General features: G+C 72.4%; 15 protein-coding genes and 1 other RNA gene. 14 read left to right on the top strand and 2 right to left on the bottom strand.

The annotated features are described in order from the left end of the window. Positions 1-444 (top strand): LPXTG cell wall anchor domain-containing protein (locus AMK24_RS34635; protein WP_242435047.1); only part of this gene is annotated, 444 nt, incomplete at its 5' end. 371 nt (positions 445-815) lie between these two features. Here AMK24_RS34635 and AMK24_RS08405 read toward each other — a convergent pair. Further along, positions 816-1,016 carry a hypothetical protein gene (locus tag AMK24_RS08405; protein WP_073766591.1) on the bottom strand — a complete coding sequence of 67 codons (201 nt, stop codon included), beginning with the start codon at positions 1,014-1,016 and terminating at the stop codon, positions 816-818. A gap of 258 nt (positions 1,017-1,274) precedes the next feature. On the opposite strand from AMK24_RS08405, the gene ftsE reads away from it, so the two are divergent. The 5 genes from ftsE (at position 1,275) to ssrA (ending at position 5,194) form a co-directional block, all read left to right on the top strand. Further along, complete coding sequence (gene ftsE, locus AMK24_RS08400) at positions 1,275-1,964, top strand: cell division ATP-binding protein FtsE (protein ID WP_073766589.1); 690 nt, start codon at positions 1,275-1,277, stop codon at positions 1,962-1,964. 54 nt (positions 1,965-2,018) lie between these two features. Beyond that, the gene (gene ftsX / locus AMK24_RS08395; RefSeq protein ID WP_073766587.1) at positions 2,019-2,936 is read left to right on the top strand and encodes a permease-like cell division protein FtsX; all 918 of its coding nucleotides are present in this window, start codon (positions 2,019-2,021) and stop codon (positions 2,934-2,936) included. 68 nt (positions 2,937-3,004) lie between these two features. Continuing rightward, positions 3,005-4,192 (top strand): S41 family peptidase, encoded by a 1,188-nt coding sequence (locus AMK24_RS08390; RefSeq protein WP_073766585.1) that lies wholly within the window; start codon positions 3,005-3,007, stop codon positions 4,190-4,192. A gap of 18 nt (positions 4,193-4,210) precedes the next feature. Beyond that, entirely contained in the window at positions 4,211-4,699 is a 489-nt protein-coding gene (smpB, locus tag AMK24_RS08385) for an SsrA-binding protein SmpB (RefSeq protein WP_073766583.1), read from the top strand. Between the two features lie 108 nt (positions 4,700-4,807). Continuing rightward, positions 4,808-5,194, top strand: a transfer-messenger RNA (tmRNA) gene (gene ssrA, locus AMK24_RS08380). A 149-nt stretch (positions 5,195-5,343) separates the two neighbouring features. Here ssrA and AMK24_RS08375 read toward each other — a convergent pair. Continuing rightward, positions 5,344-6,795, bottom strand: a complete 1,452-nt coding sequence (locus AMK24_RS08375; RefSeq protein WP_242435046.1) for an MFS transporter — start codon at positions 6,793-6,795, stop codon at positions 5,344-5,346. A 103-nt stretch (positions 6,796-6,898) separates the two neighbouring features. On the opposite strand from AMK24_RS08375, the gene AMK24_RS08370 reads away from it, so the two are divergent. The 8 genes from AMK24_RS08370 to AMK24_RS08335 all read left to right on the top strand — a co-directional run bounded on the left by AMK24_RS08370 (position 6,899) and on the right by AMK24_RS08335 (position 16,439). Next, complete coding sequence (locus tag AMK24_RS08370) at positions 6,899-7,870, top strand: LysR family transcriptional regulator (protein WP_073766581.1); 972 nt, start codon at positions 6,899-6,901, stop codon at positions 7,868-7,870. 162 nt (positions 7,871-8,032) lie between these two features. Further along, complete coding sequence (locus AMK24_RS08365; RefSeq protein ID WP_073766579.1) at positions 8,033-8,698, top strand: hypothetical protein; 666 nt, start codon at positions 8,033-8,035, stop codon at positions 8,696-8,698. Then, positions 8,699-11,074, top strand: a complete 2,376-nt coding sequence (locus AMK24_RS08360; protein WP_242435045.1) for a bifunctional polysaccharide deacetylase/glycosyltransferase family 2 protein — start codon at positions 8,699-8,701, stop codon at positions 11,072-11,074. Beyond that, positions 11,071-12,252 (top strand): acyltransferase family protein, encoded by a 1,182-nt coding sequence (locus AMK24_RS08355; protein ID WP_073766577.1) that lies wholly within the window; start codon positions 11,071-11,073, stop codon positions 12,250-12,252. Before AMK24_RS08360 ends, AMK24_RS08355 begins: the two co-directional genes overlap by 4 nt. 151 nt (positions 12,253-12,403) lie before the next feature. Beyond that, on the top strand, positions 12,404-13,735 hold the full coding sequence (locus AMK24_RS08350; protein ID WP_073766575.1) for a nitrate/nitrite transporter: 1,332 nt from the start codon (positions 12,404-12,406) through the stop codon (positions 13,733-13,735). Between the two features lie 171 nt (positions 13,736-13,906). Next, the gene (locus AMK24_RS08345; protein ID WP_073766573.1) at positions 13,907-15,049 is read left to right on the top strand and encodes a uroporphyrinogen-III synthase; all 1,143 of its coding nucleotides are present in this window, start codon (positions 13,907-13,909) and stop codon (positions 15,047-15,049) included. Positions 15,050-15,212: 163 nt separating this feature from the next. Next, entirely contained in the window at positions 15,213-15,470 is a 258-nt protein-coding gene (locus AMK24_RS08340; RefSeq protein WP_073766571.1) for an alpha/beta fold hydrolase, read from the top strand. A gap of 168 nt (positions 15,471-15,638) precedes the next feature. Continuing rightward, positions 15,639-16,439 carry a DUF6585 family protein gene (locus AMK24_RS08335; protein WP_073766568.1) on the top strand — a complete coding sequence of 267 codons (801 nt, stop codon included), beginning with the start codon at positions 15,639-15,641 and terminating at the stop codon, positions 16,437-16,439. The last annotated feature ends 278 nt before the right edge of the window (positions 16,440-16,717 follow it).

Below are 16,717 nucleotides of genomic sequence, written 5' to 3'. Positions count from 1 at the left end.
GGCGACCAGGGCGGTGGCGACCAGGGCGGTGGCGACCAGGGCGGTGGCGACCAGGGCGGTGGCGACCAGGGTGGCGGCGACCAGGGTGGCGGCGACCAGGGCGGTGGCGACCAGGGTGGCGGCGACCAGGGCGGTGGCGACCAGGGTGGCGGCGACCAGGGCGGTGGCGACCAGGGCGGCTCCAGCGCCGCCGGCGGCTCCACCACCGGTGGTGACGACACCGCCTGCACCGTCGACCTCGACGGCGCCGAGTGCACCGACAACACCGACACCGACAGCGTCGGCAACAAGCCGGTCGAGCAGAGCAAGGGCAAGGAAGAGCTCGCCGAGACCGGTGCGGCCGAAACGACCTTCCTGGTCATCGGCGCCGCGACGATGATCGCGGGCGGCATCGGCTTCCGCATCCTGCCGCGCCTGGTCGGCGGCGGTCGCACGGTCGCCTAGGGCGGGTTTCGAAAGTCCCGCCTGCTCGGCGACGCCCGGCACGCACGCTCGCCGCGTTGTCGGGGCGCCCCGATACATCCGGTATCGGGGCGGCCCTCCGCCTTGCGGTCGCACGCACCGGACGCCGCCGAACCCGCCCTCCGGGCGGACGGCGCTACTTTCGCGACACGCCCCAGGTCCGAGCGGACCGCGGTGGACCGTACCGACGCGTAGCGGGGGCGAGCAAGGCCCCCGCACGGCACGGAACAGCATGAGGAAGGGCCCGGAAGGCGTCGAACGCCTTCCGGGCCCTTCCGCGTGGTCCGGACCGCTCAGGAGGCCGTACGCGTACGTCCGTCAGCCCCGGCGGGACGAGGGGGAGCGCGCCCCGGTCAGCCGGCCTGGTGCGCCAGCAGCGCGAGCGCCGCCAGCAGCACCACCATCAGGGCGATCAGCGTCGCCGGGCTCATCCCGGCCAGCGGACCCTGGCCCTGCTCCTCCAGCATCTGCTGCCGGACCGCACGGCAGACGCGGCAGCGGCCCTCGCTGACGGGGGACGCGCAGTTCGCGCACACCAGTCGGTCGTAGGTCATGCGCATTCCTCCTCCCGCACGGCGGAACCGGTCCCGGTCTCTCCCCGCACAACGCCCACGGAAACGCAACCGTTCCCCCCACCACTGTGCCAGCTCGCGACGGTTTCGGCGCGGCCCGCCGGACAAGGGCCGCCACGACCCGTTTCGTTCCGGGGGCGGTTCCGTCATAAATCGCCCATCACCGGACGCCGCCTGCACGCGTGAGCCCGGTTCGCGTATGGTCACGCTCACCTACTCCCGGCCGACCGTGGTGCATTCGTGATCCGATTCGACAACGTCTCCAAGACCTACCCGAAGCAGACCCGACCGGCTCTGCGCGATGTCTCGTTGGACATCGAGAAGGGTGAGTTCGTCTTCCTGGTGGGGTCCTCCGGCTCCGGCAAGTCGACCTTCATGCGACTGATCCTGCGCGAGGAGCGTGCCAGCACGGGCACGGTCCACGTGCTCGGCAAGGACCTGGCGCGGCTGTCCAACTGGAAGGTGCCGCAGATGCGCCGCCAGCTCGGCACCGTCTTCCAGGACTTCCGGCTGCTGCCCAACAAGACGGTCGCGGAGAACGTGGCCTTCGCGCAAGAGGTCATCGGCAAGCCGCGCGGAGAGATCCGCAAGGCCGTGCCGCAGGTCCTCGACCTCGTCGGCCTCGGCGGCAAGGAGGAGCGGATGCCCGGCGAACTGTCCGGCGGTGAGCAGCAGCGCGTGGCCATCGCCCGCGCCTTCGTCAACCGCCCCATGCTGCTGATCGCGGACGAGCCGACCGGCAACCTCGACCCGCAGACCTCGGTGGGCATCATGAAGCTGCTGGACCGGATCAACCGGACCGGCACCACCGTGATCATGGCCACCCACGACCAGAACATCGTCGACCAGATGCGCAAGCGCGTCATCGAGCTCGAGCAGGGCCGTCTCGTACGCGACCAGGCGCGCGGCGTCTACGGCTACCAGCACTGACCGAAGGGCTCCGGCCCTTCGTGCGTTTCGAGCATCGAGTACTGAAAGGACGCCATGCGCGCCCAGTTCGTCCTGTCGGAGATCGGCGTCGGTCTCCGCCGCAACCTCACGATGACCTTCGCGGTCGTGGTCTCCGTCGCCCTCTCGCTCGCCCTGTTCGGCGGCGCGCTGCTGATGCGCGAGCAGGTCAGCACGATGAAGGACTACTGGTACGACAAGGTCAACGTCTCGATCTTCCTCTGCAACAAGAACGACGCCAAGGACATGCCCAAGTGCGCCAAGGGGGCTGTCACCAAGGAGCAGAAGGACCAGATCAAGGCCGACCTGGAGAAGATGGAGGCCGTCGAGACGGTCCACTTCGAGACGGTCGACGAGGCCTACAAGCACTACCAGGAGCAGTTCGGCGACTCCCCGATGGCGGGCAACATCACGCCCGACCAGATGCAGGAGTCGTTCCGCGTGAAGCTGGACGACCCGCAGAAGTACAAGGTCGTCGCGACGGCCTTCGCCGGGCGGGACGGGGTGCAGTCCGTCCAGGACCAACGGTCCATCCTGGACAACCTCTTCGAGCTGATGAACGGCATGAACGTCGTCGCGATCTACGTGATGATCCTGATGCTGGTCATCGCACTGATCCTGATCGTCAACACCGTGCGCGTCTCCGCGTTCAGCCGACGACGTGAGACGGGCATCATGCGCCTCGTGGGAGCCTCCGGCTTCTACATCCAGGCCCCCTTCATCATGGAGGCGGCCGTCGCCGGTCTGATCGGCGGCGTGCTGGCCTGCGCGATGCTGCTGGGCGGCCGGTACTTCCTGATCGACGGCGGTCTCGCCCTCCAGGAGAAGCTGAACCTGATCAACTTCATCGGCTGGGACGCGGTCCTCACCAAGCTTCCGCTGGTGCTCGCGATCGGCCTGCTGATGCCCGCCGTCGCCGCTCTCTTCGCGCTGCGCAAGTACCTGAAGGTGTGACGTAAGCCCTCTGGGGCGCACGAGTGATCGCCCGTGCGCTCCAAGGGGGTTGTCCTAGACTCGACGCCATGTCGGGCCCCGCTCAGCGTTTCGGGCCCCGCGGCCTGCGCCGCGGGGCGACCCTGACGTTGGCCTTCGGGTGCGCCCTCGCCACCGCCGCCGCGACCGGCTCGCTGCCGCGGGACCCCGGCCCCGCGCCCGCACCGCAGACCCGTGCCGTCTCCTCCACCGTCGCCCCGGTCGACCGCCGGGAGATCGAGGCCGCCGCCGCCCGGGCCGAGGCGGACGGCACGTCCGTGAAGGCCGCCGCCGAGGAGGTCGTCAGCCGCAGCGGGGACCGCTGGGGAGCGGTCTACGACGAGCGGGAGTACGAGGAGTTCGAGCAGGCCCTGGACGGCTCGTACACCGGGGTCGGCCTCTCCGCCCGGCGCACCGCCGGCGGCGACGTCGTCGTCTCCCGCGTCCAGCCCGGCGGCCCCGCCGACCGGGCCGGCGTGCGGGTCGGCGACCTGCTGCGCACCCTGGACGGCCGCGCGGTCGGCAAGCGCCCCGTCGCGGAGGTCGTGGCCCTGCTCCGGGGCGACCGTACGGGGGCGGGCGAGGGCAGCCGGGTGGAGCTGGAACTGGTCCGCAAGGGCCGGAGCTGGACGAAGACGGTGGAGCGGGCCCGGCTGACCACCGAGGCGGTCACCGTGCGACGGCTGGGGAAGGCGTCCTCCCCGGCGGTCCTGATCAAGGTCGCCGCCTTCACCAAGGGCGCCGGGACCGAGGTGAGGGACGCGGTCCGGGACGCCCCCCACGACGCCGGGATACTCCTGGACCTGCGCGCCAACTCCGGCGGACTCGTCGCCGAGGCCGTCGTCGCCGCCTCCGCCTTCCTGGACGGCGGGCTGGTCGCCACGTACGACGTACGCGGTCAGGAGCAGGCGCTCTACGCGGACCAGGGCGGGGACACCGACCGGCCGGTCGTCGTCCTGGTGGACGGCGGCACGATGAGCGCCGCCGAACTGCTGACCGGTGCGCTCCAGGACCGGGGCCGGGCGGTCACCGTCGGCTCGCCGACCTTCGGGAAGGGCTCCGTGCAGATGCCGAGCGAACTCCCGGGCGGCTCGGTGGCCGAACTGACCGTCGGCCACTACCGCACCCCGGCCGGCCGCACCGTCGACGGCAGGGGCATCACCCCCGACCTCGTGGTGCGCGAGGGGGCCCAGCAGCGGGCCGAAACGGTATTGAGTGGCCTCGGGGGCGGGTCGTAGTGCGAAAATGACCGCACTATGGCGAAGGACAAAGACACCGGGCGCAAGATGATCGCGCAGAACAAGAAGGCGCGGCACGACTACACGATCCTCGACACCTACGAGTGCGGTCTCGTCCTCATGGGTACGGAGGTCAAGTCCCTGCGCATGGGGCGGGCCTCCCTGGTCGACGGGTTCGTCCAGATCGACGACCACGAGGCGTGGCTCCACAACATCCACGTGCCGGAGTACGTCCAGGGCACCTGGACCAACCACGCGGCCAAGCGGAAGCGCAAGCTGCTGCTGCACCGGGCCGAGATCGACAAGCTGGAGTCGAAGTCGCAGGAGTCGGGCCACACGATCGTGCCGCTCGCGCTGTACTTCAAGGACGGCAGGGTCAAGGTCGAGATCGCGCTCGCGAAGGGCAAGAAGGAGTACGACAAGCGGCAGACGCTCCGCGAGAAGCAGGACACGCGGGAGACGAACCGCGCCATCGCGGCGGCCCGCCGCCGTCAGCGCAGCGCCTGACCGGGTCCGTCGGACCCGGTCGCGGGAATACGGTGGCATCGTCCCGCGTTGGTCACGTACGATGGGCCGTGCACCTCAGCGAAGGTGCGCGGATTGAAAAATCAACATGGGGATGATCGGTTTCGACAGCGGATGTCGAAGCAGGGGAAGCGAGTCGAGGAAGCGGCAATGATCTCGTAAACCATATGTCGCAAACAATAATCGCCAATTCCAAGCGCGATTCCTCCGCCTTCGCCCTCGCTGCCTAATTAGCAGCTAGCGAAGACTCTGCGGAGTGTCAGCCCGGGAGTGGTCCCGACCCGGATCCTGGCATCAACTAGGGATCTAAACTTCTCGGCCCGGCCACGGGGCCGAGAAGGAAATCAAACAGTGGCTGGGCCTGTCGGAGGCTTGTTCGCGTGACCTCCGGGGCCGAGAAAAGCGTAGCGAACTGCACTCGGAGAAGCCCTGGTTCCGCACCGTTGGACGCGGGTTCGATTCCCGCCATCTCCACAATTCCCATGTGGGCCGTTGCCCCGCGAGTCAGCTCGCGGGGCAACGGCTTTTCTGCTGTCCCGCGACCGCCCGCCGCTCATCGGCGGGGTGCGCGACCGCCTCGCGGGGGCTTCGGCCGGGGCGGCCCCCGAGCGGTCCGCGCGGAGCCGTCAGCGGGTCCGGGCGGGGTTTCGGCTCAGGACCCGCCGCCCCGCCCCCGCGACGGCCAGGGCCAGCGCCGCCGCCGTCATCGGGGCCGTGTAGCCGGGGACCGTCCCGGCGTGCTCGACCAGCCAGCCGCCCGCCGCCGCGCCGGCCGCGACGCCGCCCAGCAGCGCGGTCACCGCGAGCGTCATGCCCTCGTTCAACTGCTCGGGGCGGGTGGCGCGTTGGACCAGTGTCATGCCGGTGACCATGGTGGGCGCGGTCGCCGCCCCCGCCAGCAGCAGGCAGAGCGCCAGGACCGGCAGGGCGGCGGAGCCGGCGGCGGCCAGCAGCGGCAGGGACATCAGCGTCGTCATCCCGGCCAGGCACAGCAGCAGCCGGCGGTGGACGTCCCGGGCGGGCCGCAGCGAACCGTAGACCAGGCCCGCCGCGCACGAACCCGCAGCCTGGAGCGCCAGGATCGCGCCCCCGGCATGGGCGATGGAGACCACCTCCAGCGCCCCGAACACCGCGCCCGTGGCCAGGAAGACCGCCAGCAGCGCGGGCGTCCCCGGGGTGCGCAGCGGTGAGGCCGCCCTCCGCGTACGGGGGGTGACGGGCGGTTCCGTGGCGCGCTGGGCGGCGAAGACCAGGACGCCGGTCATCAGGAGCACCGCGCCCACCAGGGTGCCCGCCTCCGGGAACAGCGCCCCGCAGAGCGTCGCCGCCAGCACGGGGCCCAGCATGAAGCACAGCTCGTCGGCGGCCTGTTCGAAGGAGTTCGCGGTGTGCAGGGCCGCCGGGTCGCCCCGGTGCAGGTGCGCCCAGCGGGCCCGGGACATCCCGCCGGTGTTCGGGGTCGTCGCGGTCGCGGCGTACGCGGCGAACAGCGTCCAGACCGGGGCGTCGTGGTGGACGCACAGCACGAGCGCCAGCGAGCCCAGCACGGCGAGCGCGGTGGCGGGCACCGCGACGCGCGCCTGCCCGTAGCGGTCCACCAGCCGGGCGGTGAAGGGGGCGACGACCGCCGTGGCCGCCAGACCGGTCGCGGTGACGGCCCCGGCGAGGGCGTACGAATCCCGGGCCCCGGCGATCATGATGACCGCGCTGACGCTGAACATCCCCATCGGCAGCCGGGCGATCAGATTGCCCGCCGTGAAGGCGCGGGCCCCGGGGGTCGCCAGGAGCCGGAGGTACGGATTCGACGACGGCCGGGACCGCCGCCCCCGGCTCGCGGGTGCGGAGCGCGGGGCCGCGACCAGCTGGCCGCCCGCGACGGTGAGCAGAGGCGTGGGCGCGGGTGCGGCGGCCCGGGGGCGCCGGGCGGGCGGGACCGGCGGGTGCGCGGTCTCCGGACGCCGGGCGCCCGCGTGCGTGCGGCGTCCGGTGCGCGGGGCGGAGCCGCCCGGGGCGGCGGAGGGGGTGCGGGCGGCGGACGGCGGGGCGGACTCCGGACGGGCGGCGGGACGTATCGGCATACGGACCAGGCTCGCCGCGCCCCGCAGGCCGGGTCCAACACCTTCTGCGGACCGATTCACGCATCCGTGTTGTGAATGCGGGGTCGGGCGGTAGATTCGCCGCGTGCCTTCCCCCGACACCGACCCCCGCCTCCTGCGCGCCTTCCTCGCCGTCGCCGACGAGCTGCACTTCACCCGGGCCGCCGCCCGGCTCTTCGTCGCCCAGCAGGCGCTGAGCCGGGACGTCCGGCGGCTGGAGCGGGAGCTGGGGGCCGAGCTGTTCGTCCGGACCACCCGGCAGGTCACCCTCACCCCGGACGGCGAGCGCCTGCTGCCGTACGCCCGCCGCGTGCTCGACGCGCACGCCGAGCTCGCCGGGGCCTTCAGCGGGGCCTTCGCCCGGCCGCTGCTCGTGGACCTGAACAGCGACGGGTCCACCGCCGCCCGGGTGCTGGCCCGGGCCCGCGAACTGGCGCCCGAGTGCGAGCTGATGGCCCGCTTCGAGTCCGGGCTCACCTGGGCGGCGTCCGAGATCCTGGCCGGCCGGCTCGACGCCTCCTTCGGGCGTGCCGCCGGGCTGGCCCCGGCGGTGCGCTCGGGGCTCGCCGCGCACCCCGTGCGGTACGAGCCCATGGCCCTGATGGTGCCCGCCTCCCACCCTCTCGCCGACCGGGCGGCCGTCCCCCTGGCCGATCTGTCCGGCGAGACGGTCTACGCGGGGGCCGGCAACGAGCGGACGCGGGAGTGGACGGAGCTCGCCGCCCTGTTGTTCGCCGAGTGGGGCATCGTGCTGGCGCCCCCCGTACCGCTGGCCGTAGGGGTGGCTGAATTCCAGCGGGTCATCTCCAAGGCCGGCCACCCGGTGCTCGCCGTCACCGGCTTCCCGCCGCTGCCCGGGACGGTGCTGAGGCCGCTCGTCGATCCGATTCCGCTTTCGCCGCTGTCGCTGGTCTGGCGGAAGGGGCTGCGGCACCCCGGCGTAGACGCCCTACGCAACGCTGCTGACCAGTTGGCCCTTGCCGAAGGGTGGTTGGACCGGCCGTCCGGGTCCTGGCTTCCCCGGAGCGATCTGTCACTGATGCGAAACCGTTCCTGATCAACTCCGTTCAGGGGCACTTGGGCGTCAACGCCGTGCGCTACATTCATCGTCCGGGTGCATGGTCGCCTGGTTCGTGGACGGGTGGGGGCCCGCGCCGACAGTAAAGAACCAGTCAAGTTCGATGCGCCTGATTCATTGAGTGGGGGACGGGCTGCATCTGTGGACAATTGGCGCGAAGACAAGACGACCGGGCGTACGCACGAGCCCCATGACGCGACGCTCCAGCTCGACGGACTGGGCCGCCGCCTCGCCGACCTGTCCGGTGAACCCGTTCCGCCGAGCGGTTCGGAGGGGCCCGTCTTCGTGGATGAGAGCGGACGCCGGAGCAAGACCTTCCGCCGCCTCGGCTGGGTCCTGGCCACGGGCTGTGCCGCCTACGCGGTGACGCTGGTCCTCGCCGTCCTCGGCGGAAACGCCAGCGCCCCCCGGCTGCCCGTCTTCGGGCCCGAGGAGAAGGCGCGGTCCGAGCAGGTCGAGGACGCCCCCGCCCCCGACTCCACCGTCCACGTCCCCTCCGACGACGTCGCCGAACCGGACCCCGGCGCCTCCGATCCGGACGGCCCCGCAGGCCCCGGCGGTGCGGCCCCCTCGGCCGCCTCCGTCGTGGTGCCCGCCGGAAACGCGAAGGACCCCTCCGCGTCCCGGCCGGCGGACCCGGCCACCGCCTCCGGCGGCTCGGGCCCGGTCACCGAGCCGGTCCCCACGACCCCGGCCGCCGAGCCGCCGGTCGATCCGCCGCCGTCCCCCGACCCGGAGCCGACCGCCCCGACGGCCCCGCCCGCAGAGAGCCCCGCCCCTCCGGTGGAAGAAGAGAGCACCCCGTAGATGAACGCCCCCGCCACGCGGGGCAGGGACGGCAGGAAGAGGAAGGCGTCACGCGGCCGGAGCCGGTTCCGGCTCCCCATGCGCTACCTCCTGCCGACGACGTTCCTCGTCGCCCTGCTCGCGATGCTGATGCTGCGCGGATACGTGCACAACGAGATCCTCGCCGACCACCGGGTCCGCAACGCCGACCAGAACACCCGGGTGCCGCAGGAGGTCCGCTCCGGCGGCCCCGTCATCGACGCCCGCTCCGGTGACGCCGAGACCCTGCGCATACCCGACCGCCGGATCGTCCTCACCTTCGACGACGGACCGGACCCGGTGTGGACGCCGAAGGTGCTCGAGAAGTTGAAGGAGCACGGTGCGCACGGCGTCTTCTTCGTCACCGGCAACATGGCCGCCCGCCACCCCGACCTGGTCGAGCGGATGGTCGAGGAGGGCCACGAGATCGGGCTGCACACCTTCAACCACCCCGACCTCTCCTACCAGTCCACCGAGCGCATCGACTGGGAGCTGTCGCAGAACCAGCTGGCCCTGGCGGGCGCGGCCGGCATCCGCACCTCGATCTTCCGGCCGCCCTACTCCTCCTTCTCGTACGCCATGGACAACACGTCCTGGCCGGTCGCCGAGTACATCGGCAGCCGCGGCTACCTCACCGTCGTCAACGACACCGACAGCGAGGACTGGAAGCGCCCCGGCGTCCGCGCCATCGTCGAGCGGGCCACCCCGAAGGACGGCAAGGGCGCGATCATCCTCATGCACGACTCCGGCGGCGACCGCTCGCAGACCGTGGCCGCGCTCGACACCCTGCTGCCCGCCCTCAAGAGCGAGGGCTACACCTTCACCCGGCTCACCACCGCCCTGGACGCCCCCAGCGCGCACACCCCGGTCACCGGGTTCGACCTGTGGAAGGGCAAGGCGTTCGTCTCCGCCGTCGCCGTCTCCGAGCGGGTCACCGGCGTCCTGGTCGTCGGGCTCGCCGTCATCGGCGTCCTGGTCCTGGCCCGCTTCGGGCTGATGCTGCTGCTCTCCTTCCTGCACGCCCGCAAGGTCCGCCGCCGGAACTTCGCCTGGGGCCCGCCCGTCACCCGCCCGGTCTCCGTCCTCGTCCCCGCGTACAACGAACGCGCGTGCATCGAGGCCACCGTGCGCTCCCTCGTCGCGAGCGAGCACAGGATCGAGGTCATCGTCATCGACGACGGCTCCACGGACGGCACCGCCGACCTCGTCGAGTCCCTGCGGCTGCCCCGCGTACGGGTCGTGCGCCAGCGCAACGCGGGCAAGCCCGCCGCTCTCAACAACGGCATCCGGCACGCCCGGTACGACATCGTCGTGATGATGGACGGCGACACCGTCTTCGAACCCGCCACCATCCGCGAACTGGTCCAGCCCTTCGGCGACCCCCGGGTCGGGGCCGTCGCGGGCAACGCCAAGGTCGGCAACCGCGACTCGCTCATCGGCGCCTGGCAGCACATCGAGTACGTGATGGGCTTCAACCTGGACCGCCGCATGTACGACGTGCTCGGCTGCATGCCCACCATCCCCGGCGCGGTCGGAGCCTTCCGCCGCGAGGCCCTGGAGCGGGTCGGCGGGATGAGCGAGGACACCCTCGCCGAGGACACCGACGTCACCATGGCCCTGCACCGGGACGGCTGGCGCGTCGTCTACGCCGAGAACGCCCGCGCCTGGACCGAGGCCCCGGAGTCCGTGCAGCAGCTCTGGTCGCAGCGCTACCGGTGGAGTTACGGCACCATGCAGGCCATCTGGAAGCACCGCCGGGCGGTCGTCGAACGCGGGCCCTCGGGCCGCTTCGGCCGGATCGGGCTGCCGTTCGTCTCCCTCTTCATGGTCCTCGCCCCGCTGCTCGCCCCGCTGATCGACGTGTTCCTGCTGTACGGACTGGTCTTCGGCCCGACCGGGAAGACGGTGGCCGCCTGGTTCGGCGTGCTGGTCGTCCAGGCGGTCTGCGCCGCCTACGCGTTCCGGCTGGACAAGGAGCGGATGACGCACCTGATCTCGCTGCCGCTCCAGCAGATCCTCTACCGCCAGCTCATGTACGTCGTGCTGCTCCAGTCCTGGATCACCGCGCTCACCGGCGGCCGGCTGCGCTGGCAGAAGCTGCGCCGCACGGGCGCGCTGGAGGTCCCCGGCGGAGTTCCGGCCGCGTATCCGTCGCGGTCGGCTGTCGAGGTCCCGTACCCCCAGCGGTCGGTCGCCGAGACCCCGTACCCGCCGCGGTCGGTCGCCGAGGTCCCGTATCCGCCGCGGTCGGTCGCCGAGACCCCGTACCCGCAGCGGTCGGTCGCCGAGGCTCCGTATCCGCCGCGGTTCGCCGCCGACGCGCCGCGCGACACCGCGGAGTGGAGGCCCTTCGGATGACCGCCCCGCCCCTGCCCGCTCCCGCCGCCCCCGCCCCGGCCCCCGCGGTCCCGCCGCCGCCCGCCGTGCGGGCGGAGCCCGTCCGCGACCGGTACTTCGACCTGCTGCGGGCCCTCGCCCTCTTCCGGGTCGTCCTCTACCACCTCACCGGCTGGGCCTGGCTGCCCGTCGTCTTCCCCTCCATGGGCGTCATGTTCGCCCTGGCCGGGACGTTGATGGCCCGCTCGCTCAAGCGGCCCGCCGTCCAGGTGATCCGCGGCCGCGTCCGCCGGCTGCTGCCGCCGCTCTGGCTGCTCGGCGCGATCGGCGTCACCGGCATGGTCGCCCAGGGCTGGGGCCCGGACGCCGAGGGCCACCCCGGATGGTGGTGGCAGCACCTGGCGTACTGGGTGCTGCCGCTCAGCGACCCGCCGTACGCGTACGGCGTGGCGGGCGTCGACGGGTTCCTCGGCGAGAGCTGGCCCGAGGACCTGGCCGGGCCGCTCTGGTACATCCGCGCCTACCTGTGGTTCGTGCTGTTCTCCCCGCTGATCCTGCGCGGTCTGCGCCGGCTGCCCCGGCCGACGCTGCTCGCCCCGCTCGCGCTCGCCGTCGTGATGCGGCTGGAGCTGTTCTCCACCCCCGACCGCCTCGACTCCGCCATCACCGACTTCTCCACCTTCGGCGCCTGCTGGGTCCTCGGCATGGCCCACCAGGAGGGCGTCCTGAAGCGGCTCCCCGCCTACGTCGTCCCCTCCCTCGCCCCGCTGTTCGCGGGCGCCGGGCTGTGGTGGGCGGCGCACGAGGGGTTCCGCAGCGGCTTCGACCTGGACTCCATCCCGTTGGCCCAGGCCCTGTGGTCCTTCGGCTGCGTGCTGCTCCTGCTGCACTACAGCCCCTCCTGGACCGAGTGGCCGCGGCGGCTGCGGGCCTTCGACCGGCCGATCACCCTGCTCAACTCGCGGGCCGTGACCGTCTACCTCTGGCACAACGTCTGCATCCTGGCCGCCGCCACGCTCTACGACCGGCTCTGGTCGGTGGACGCCCTCGGCGAGAACGTCCCGTGGCTGCTGGAGAGCTGGATACCGGTCCTCCTGATCACCTGGGCCCTCATCGCGCTCTGCGTCCTCGCCTTCGGCTGGGCCGAGGACGCCGCCGCGAAGCGCCGACCCCGCCTCTGGCCGGACGGCCGGCCGTAGCCGTCCGCCCCACCGGGCCGGCCCTCGTCTCACCGGGCCGCCCCCGGCCCGGTGAGAGCAAGGTTGCGCACCGGTCACCTCGCGCCACCGCACCGAAACGCGCGCTCCCTAGCGTCGGGACCGACACCCCGACCCGCAGTGGAGGCGCGTGATGGCAGGCCGTTGGATCGAGACCTGGGAGCCGGAGGACACCACGTTCTGGCGGGAGACGGGCGAACGCGTCGCCCGCCGCAACCTGTGGTTCTCCGTACTCTCCGAGCACATCGGATTCTCCGTCTGGACCCTGTGGTCGGTGATGGTCCTGTTCATGGGACCGGAGTACGGCGTCGACCCGGCCGGAAAGTTCTTCCTCATCTCCACCGCCACCCTCGTCGGGGCCCTGGCGCGGGTGCCCTACACCTTCGCCGTCGCCCGGTTCGGCGGCCGCGACTGGACGGTCCTCAGCACGCTGGGCCTGCTCGTCCCGACCCTGGCCGCCTTCTGGGCGATGGAGCCCGGCACCTCGTACGGCACGTTCGTCGCGGTCGCGGCGCTCACCGGGATCGGCGGCGGCAACTTCGCCTCGTCGATGACCAACGTCAACGCCTTCTTCCCGCTGCGCGAGAAGGGCTGGGCGCTCGGCCTGAACGCGGGGGGCGGCAACATCGGCGTCCCCGTCGTCCAACTCGTCGGCCTGCTCGTCATCGGCACCCTGGGCGCCTCGTACCCCCGCGTCGTCCTCGGCGCCTACCTCCCGCTGATCGTCGTCGCCGCCGTCTGCGCCGCCCGGTACATGGACAACCTCCGGCCCGTGGCGAACGACACCGGGGCCGCGCTGGAGGCCGTCCGGGACCGGCACACCTGGATCATGGCCGTTCTCTACCTCGGCACGTTCGGCTCGTTCATCGGCTACAGCTTCGCCTTCGGCCTGGTGCTCCAGACCGGGTTCGGCCGGACCCCGCTCCAGGCCGCCTCGCTCACCTTCGCCGGCCCGCTGCTGGGCTCCCTGGCCCGGCCGGTGGGCGGACGGCTCGCCGACCGGTACGGCGGCGCGCGCATCACCCTGGCCGCCTTCGCCGCGATGGCCGCCGCCACCGGCGTCGTCATCCACGCCTCCCGGGCCGCCTCGCTGACCGCCTTCCTCACCGGCTTCACCGCCCTGTTCCTCCTGACGGGCCTCGGCAACGGATCGACGTACAAGATGATCCCCGGCGTCTTCCACACCAAGGCGTCGGCCCTGGGGCTGGACGACGAGGCGGCCGCCGCCCACGGCCGCCGCCTCTCCGGCGCGGCCATGGGCCTCATCGGGGCCGTCGGCGCGCTCGGCGGCCTGGCCGTCAACCTCGCCTTCCGCCAGTCCTTCCAGGCGTACGGCGCCGGAACCGCGGCCTTCTGGTCCTTCCTCGCTTTCTACGGAGTGTGCTCCGCCCTCACCTGGGCGGTATACCTTCGCCCCACCGCGCCCGTGCCCGCTCGGCCCCGGCCCGGTTACGCGGAGGTGTGAGGACGCCGCGGGCGGAGGGCGCGGGAAGGCCACGGCCCGGCGACGGCCGACGTAACGGCGGGGAAATACGGAGGAACCGAGCCCGTCACGCGCGGTTGGCAGGCTCGGGCCTTCCGTACCGACGCGCAGGGCCGGACGAGCCGCAGACGGAGACACAGGAGCGGGACACGCATGCAGGACGACGACACAGCGCACGGCCCCCTGGCGGGCTTCACCGTCGGGGTGACCGCGGCCCGCCGCGCCGAGGAGCTGGGCGCCCTCCTCCACCGGCGCGGGGCCGCCGTCCTGCACGCCCCCGCACTGCGGATCGTGCCGCTCGCGGACGACGGCGAACTCCTCGCGGCCACCCGGGGGCTGATCGAACACGCCCCGGATGTGGCCCTCGCCACCACCGCGATCGGGTTCCGCGGCTGGATCGAGGCGGCCGACGGCTGGGGGATCGGCGACGCCCTGCGGGAGACGCTGCGGGCGGCCGAACTCCTCGCCCGGGGGCCCAAGGTCAAAGGCGCCGTCCGGGCCGCCGGGCTGACCGAAGCCTGGTCGCCCGGGTCCGAGTCGATGGCCGAGGTACTCGACCGCCTCCTCGCCGAAGGAGTCGCCGGCCGCCGGATCGCCCTCCAACTGCACGGCGAACCGCTCCCCGGATTCGTGGAGTCCCTGACGGCCGCGGGGGCGGAGGTCGTGGTGGTCCCCGTCTACCGCTGGATGCCCCCGCGGGATATCGCCCCGCTCGACCGGATGCTCGACGCCACGGCCGCCCGGGGCCTGGACGCCCTCACCTTCACCAGCGCCCCCGCCGCCGCCTCGTTCCTGGGGCGCGCCGAGACGCGCGGCCTGCTCCCGGAAGTCCTCGGCGCCCTGCGCGACGACGTCCTGGTCGCCTGCGTCGGACCGGTCACCGCCCTCCCGCTCCAGGACCGGGGCATCCCCACCCACCAGCCGGAGCGCTTCCGGCTCGGCCCCCTCGTCCAACTGCTCTGCGCCCGGCTCCCGCCCACCGCCCGGGTCCTGCCGGTCGGCGGCCACCGGGTCGAGATCCGGGGCCACGCCGTCCTCGTCGACGACGAACTGCGCGCGGTGCCGCCCGCCGGGATGGCGCTCCTGCACGCGCTGGCCCGCCGCCCCGGCTGGGTGGTGGCCCGCGCCGACCTGCTGCGGGCCCTGCCCGGCAGCGGCACCGACGAGCACGCGGTGGAGACGGCGATGGCCCGGCTCCGCTCGGCGCTGGGCGTGCCCCGGCTGATCCAGACGGTCGTCAAACGCGGCTACCGGCTGGCGCTGGACCCCTCGGCGGCCACCGGGCACGGGCGGTGACCTCCCGCCTCCCCGTGCCCGGTCGAGCCGAGGCACGGCAGGTGTCGCAAAGGCAGGCTGGTTGCCACCATGCCACCATGCACGAGCCCGTTAGGAGTGGTGGCCGGTTCGGCCGTGGTCGAACGCCGCGTGCGTGACGGTTGTTCCCAGCGAGGTTTCGGGCATGGTCGATCTTCACGCGGTCGACGCGGAGGGGATCCGGCTCGCCCATCGGGCCTCGGAGCCGCCGGAAGCTCCGCCGCTCGTCCTGTCGCATGCACGGGGTGAGGACGCTGCGGACTGGGACGTCGTGGCACCCGTCCTCGCTCGCAGCCGGCGGGTCCACGCCCTTGATCTCCGCGGTCATGGCCGGAGCGACCGGCCGAGGGACTGCCCGCCGCAGCTGATGCGGGATGACGAGCTTCCTCTTCGGAACGGGTGAAGGCGCGCGGGTTCCCGGAACCCCGGTCGGCAGTAGGCCGGAACCCGCACGGGGGTGGCCGAATGACAGGGCTTCCCGTACGGGCTCCTCTCCCCGACAATGGCCCCCAGCTGTCTGGCCTTGGGGGGGCTTGTGTCGGATCGTGGCGCCACTCCTGTTCCGCCCGCCATGCGCAGAGTCGCGCAGGATTTCGAACTCGGGTCACGCCAGGGGCTGGTGTGGACCGAGCCCAAGCGCTTTCCGTGGCTCGTGGTACTGCTGCCGACGCTGGTCGGGCTGCCGGTGCTCTGGCTGGGGATTTCGGCCGCCGTGGAGGGCCAGCGGAGCCATGGCGCCTGGTACTACGGGCTGCCGCTACTCGTCCTGGGGACCGCCATGGTCGCCGCAGCCGGGTATTTCCTCTTCCTCGCGCTCACGAGACGGCAGGCGCAGGTCTGGGTGGGCCACTACCAGCACGGCATCGTCCGGCAGATCGCCGGGCAGGCGCCGGAGGCGTACCCCTGGGACGAGATCGACGGCATCCGGCGGCGCAGCACCAAAGTCACGAACGGGATCATCAGCGCCACCGCACACGAATTTTGGGTGCGTCCCCATGAGGGCGCCGAGATCACGGTGACCGACGCGTACAAAGGGGCCGCACGGTTCATCGATGAGCTGGACAAGGCATTCACGCGCGTACGGCTGCCGCAGGACAGGGGCCGGCTGAGGGCGGGCGAACGGGTCGACTTCTTCGGGGCCCACCTCGGTCCCGCCGGTGTCGGGTACCTCGACCACCGGCTCGACTGGCGCGAGGTCGACCAGGTCACGGTGGAACAAGGCTGGCTGGAGATCAATCGGCACGGCGACAAAAAGCCGTGGGTCAGGCTCCCCGTAGAGATGGTCCAGAATCTTTCGGTCTTCCTGGCCCTCGCCGCCATGATGCGCGAACAGGCGGCTGCGAAACGACCACGGCCAGATGATCCGGCCTGATCCGGCGAAGACGGGCGCTCCGACAACAGGTCTGGGTCAACGAACCGAACAGGAAACAGAATCCACCCGGCAGAACGCACCGCCTCAAACCGTCCCCAGTGGCTTGAGAAGCGTCTTCCTGTCGATCACGAGGGCGGTTTGATCGAACAGGGCGCGCCCGGTCGGGGGCCTGGAGGCGGAAGGGGCGTAGCGGCGCAGGAGGCGGGTGGTCGTTGCTCGCCCCGTCCGGGGAGCTTCGCGGTGCGGCGGTCGGGGCGGGGCCGTACCCGGGCGGCGGC

Source organism: Streptomyces sp. CB02366, from assembly GCF_001905905.1.
Taxonomy (GTDB): domain Bacteria; phylum Actinomycetota; class Actinomycetes; order Streptomycetales; family Streptomycetaceae; genus Streptomyces.
Note: the sequence above shows the minus strand (reverse complement) of the source record. Positions and strands in the feature narration are given on the sequence as shown.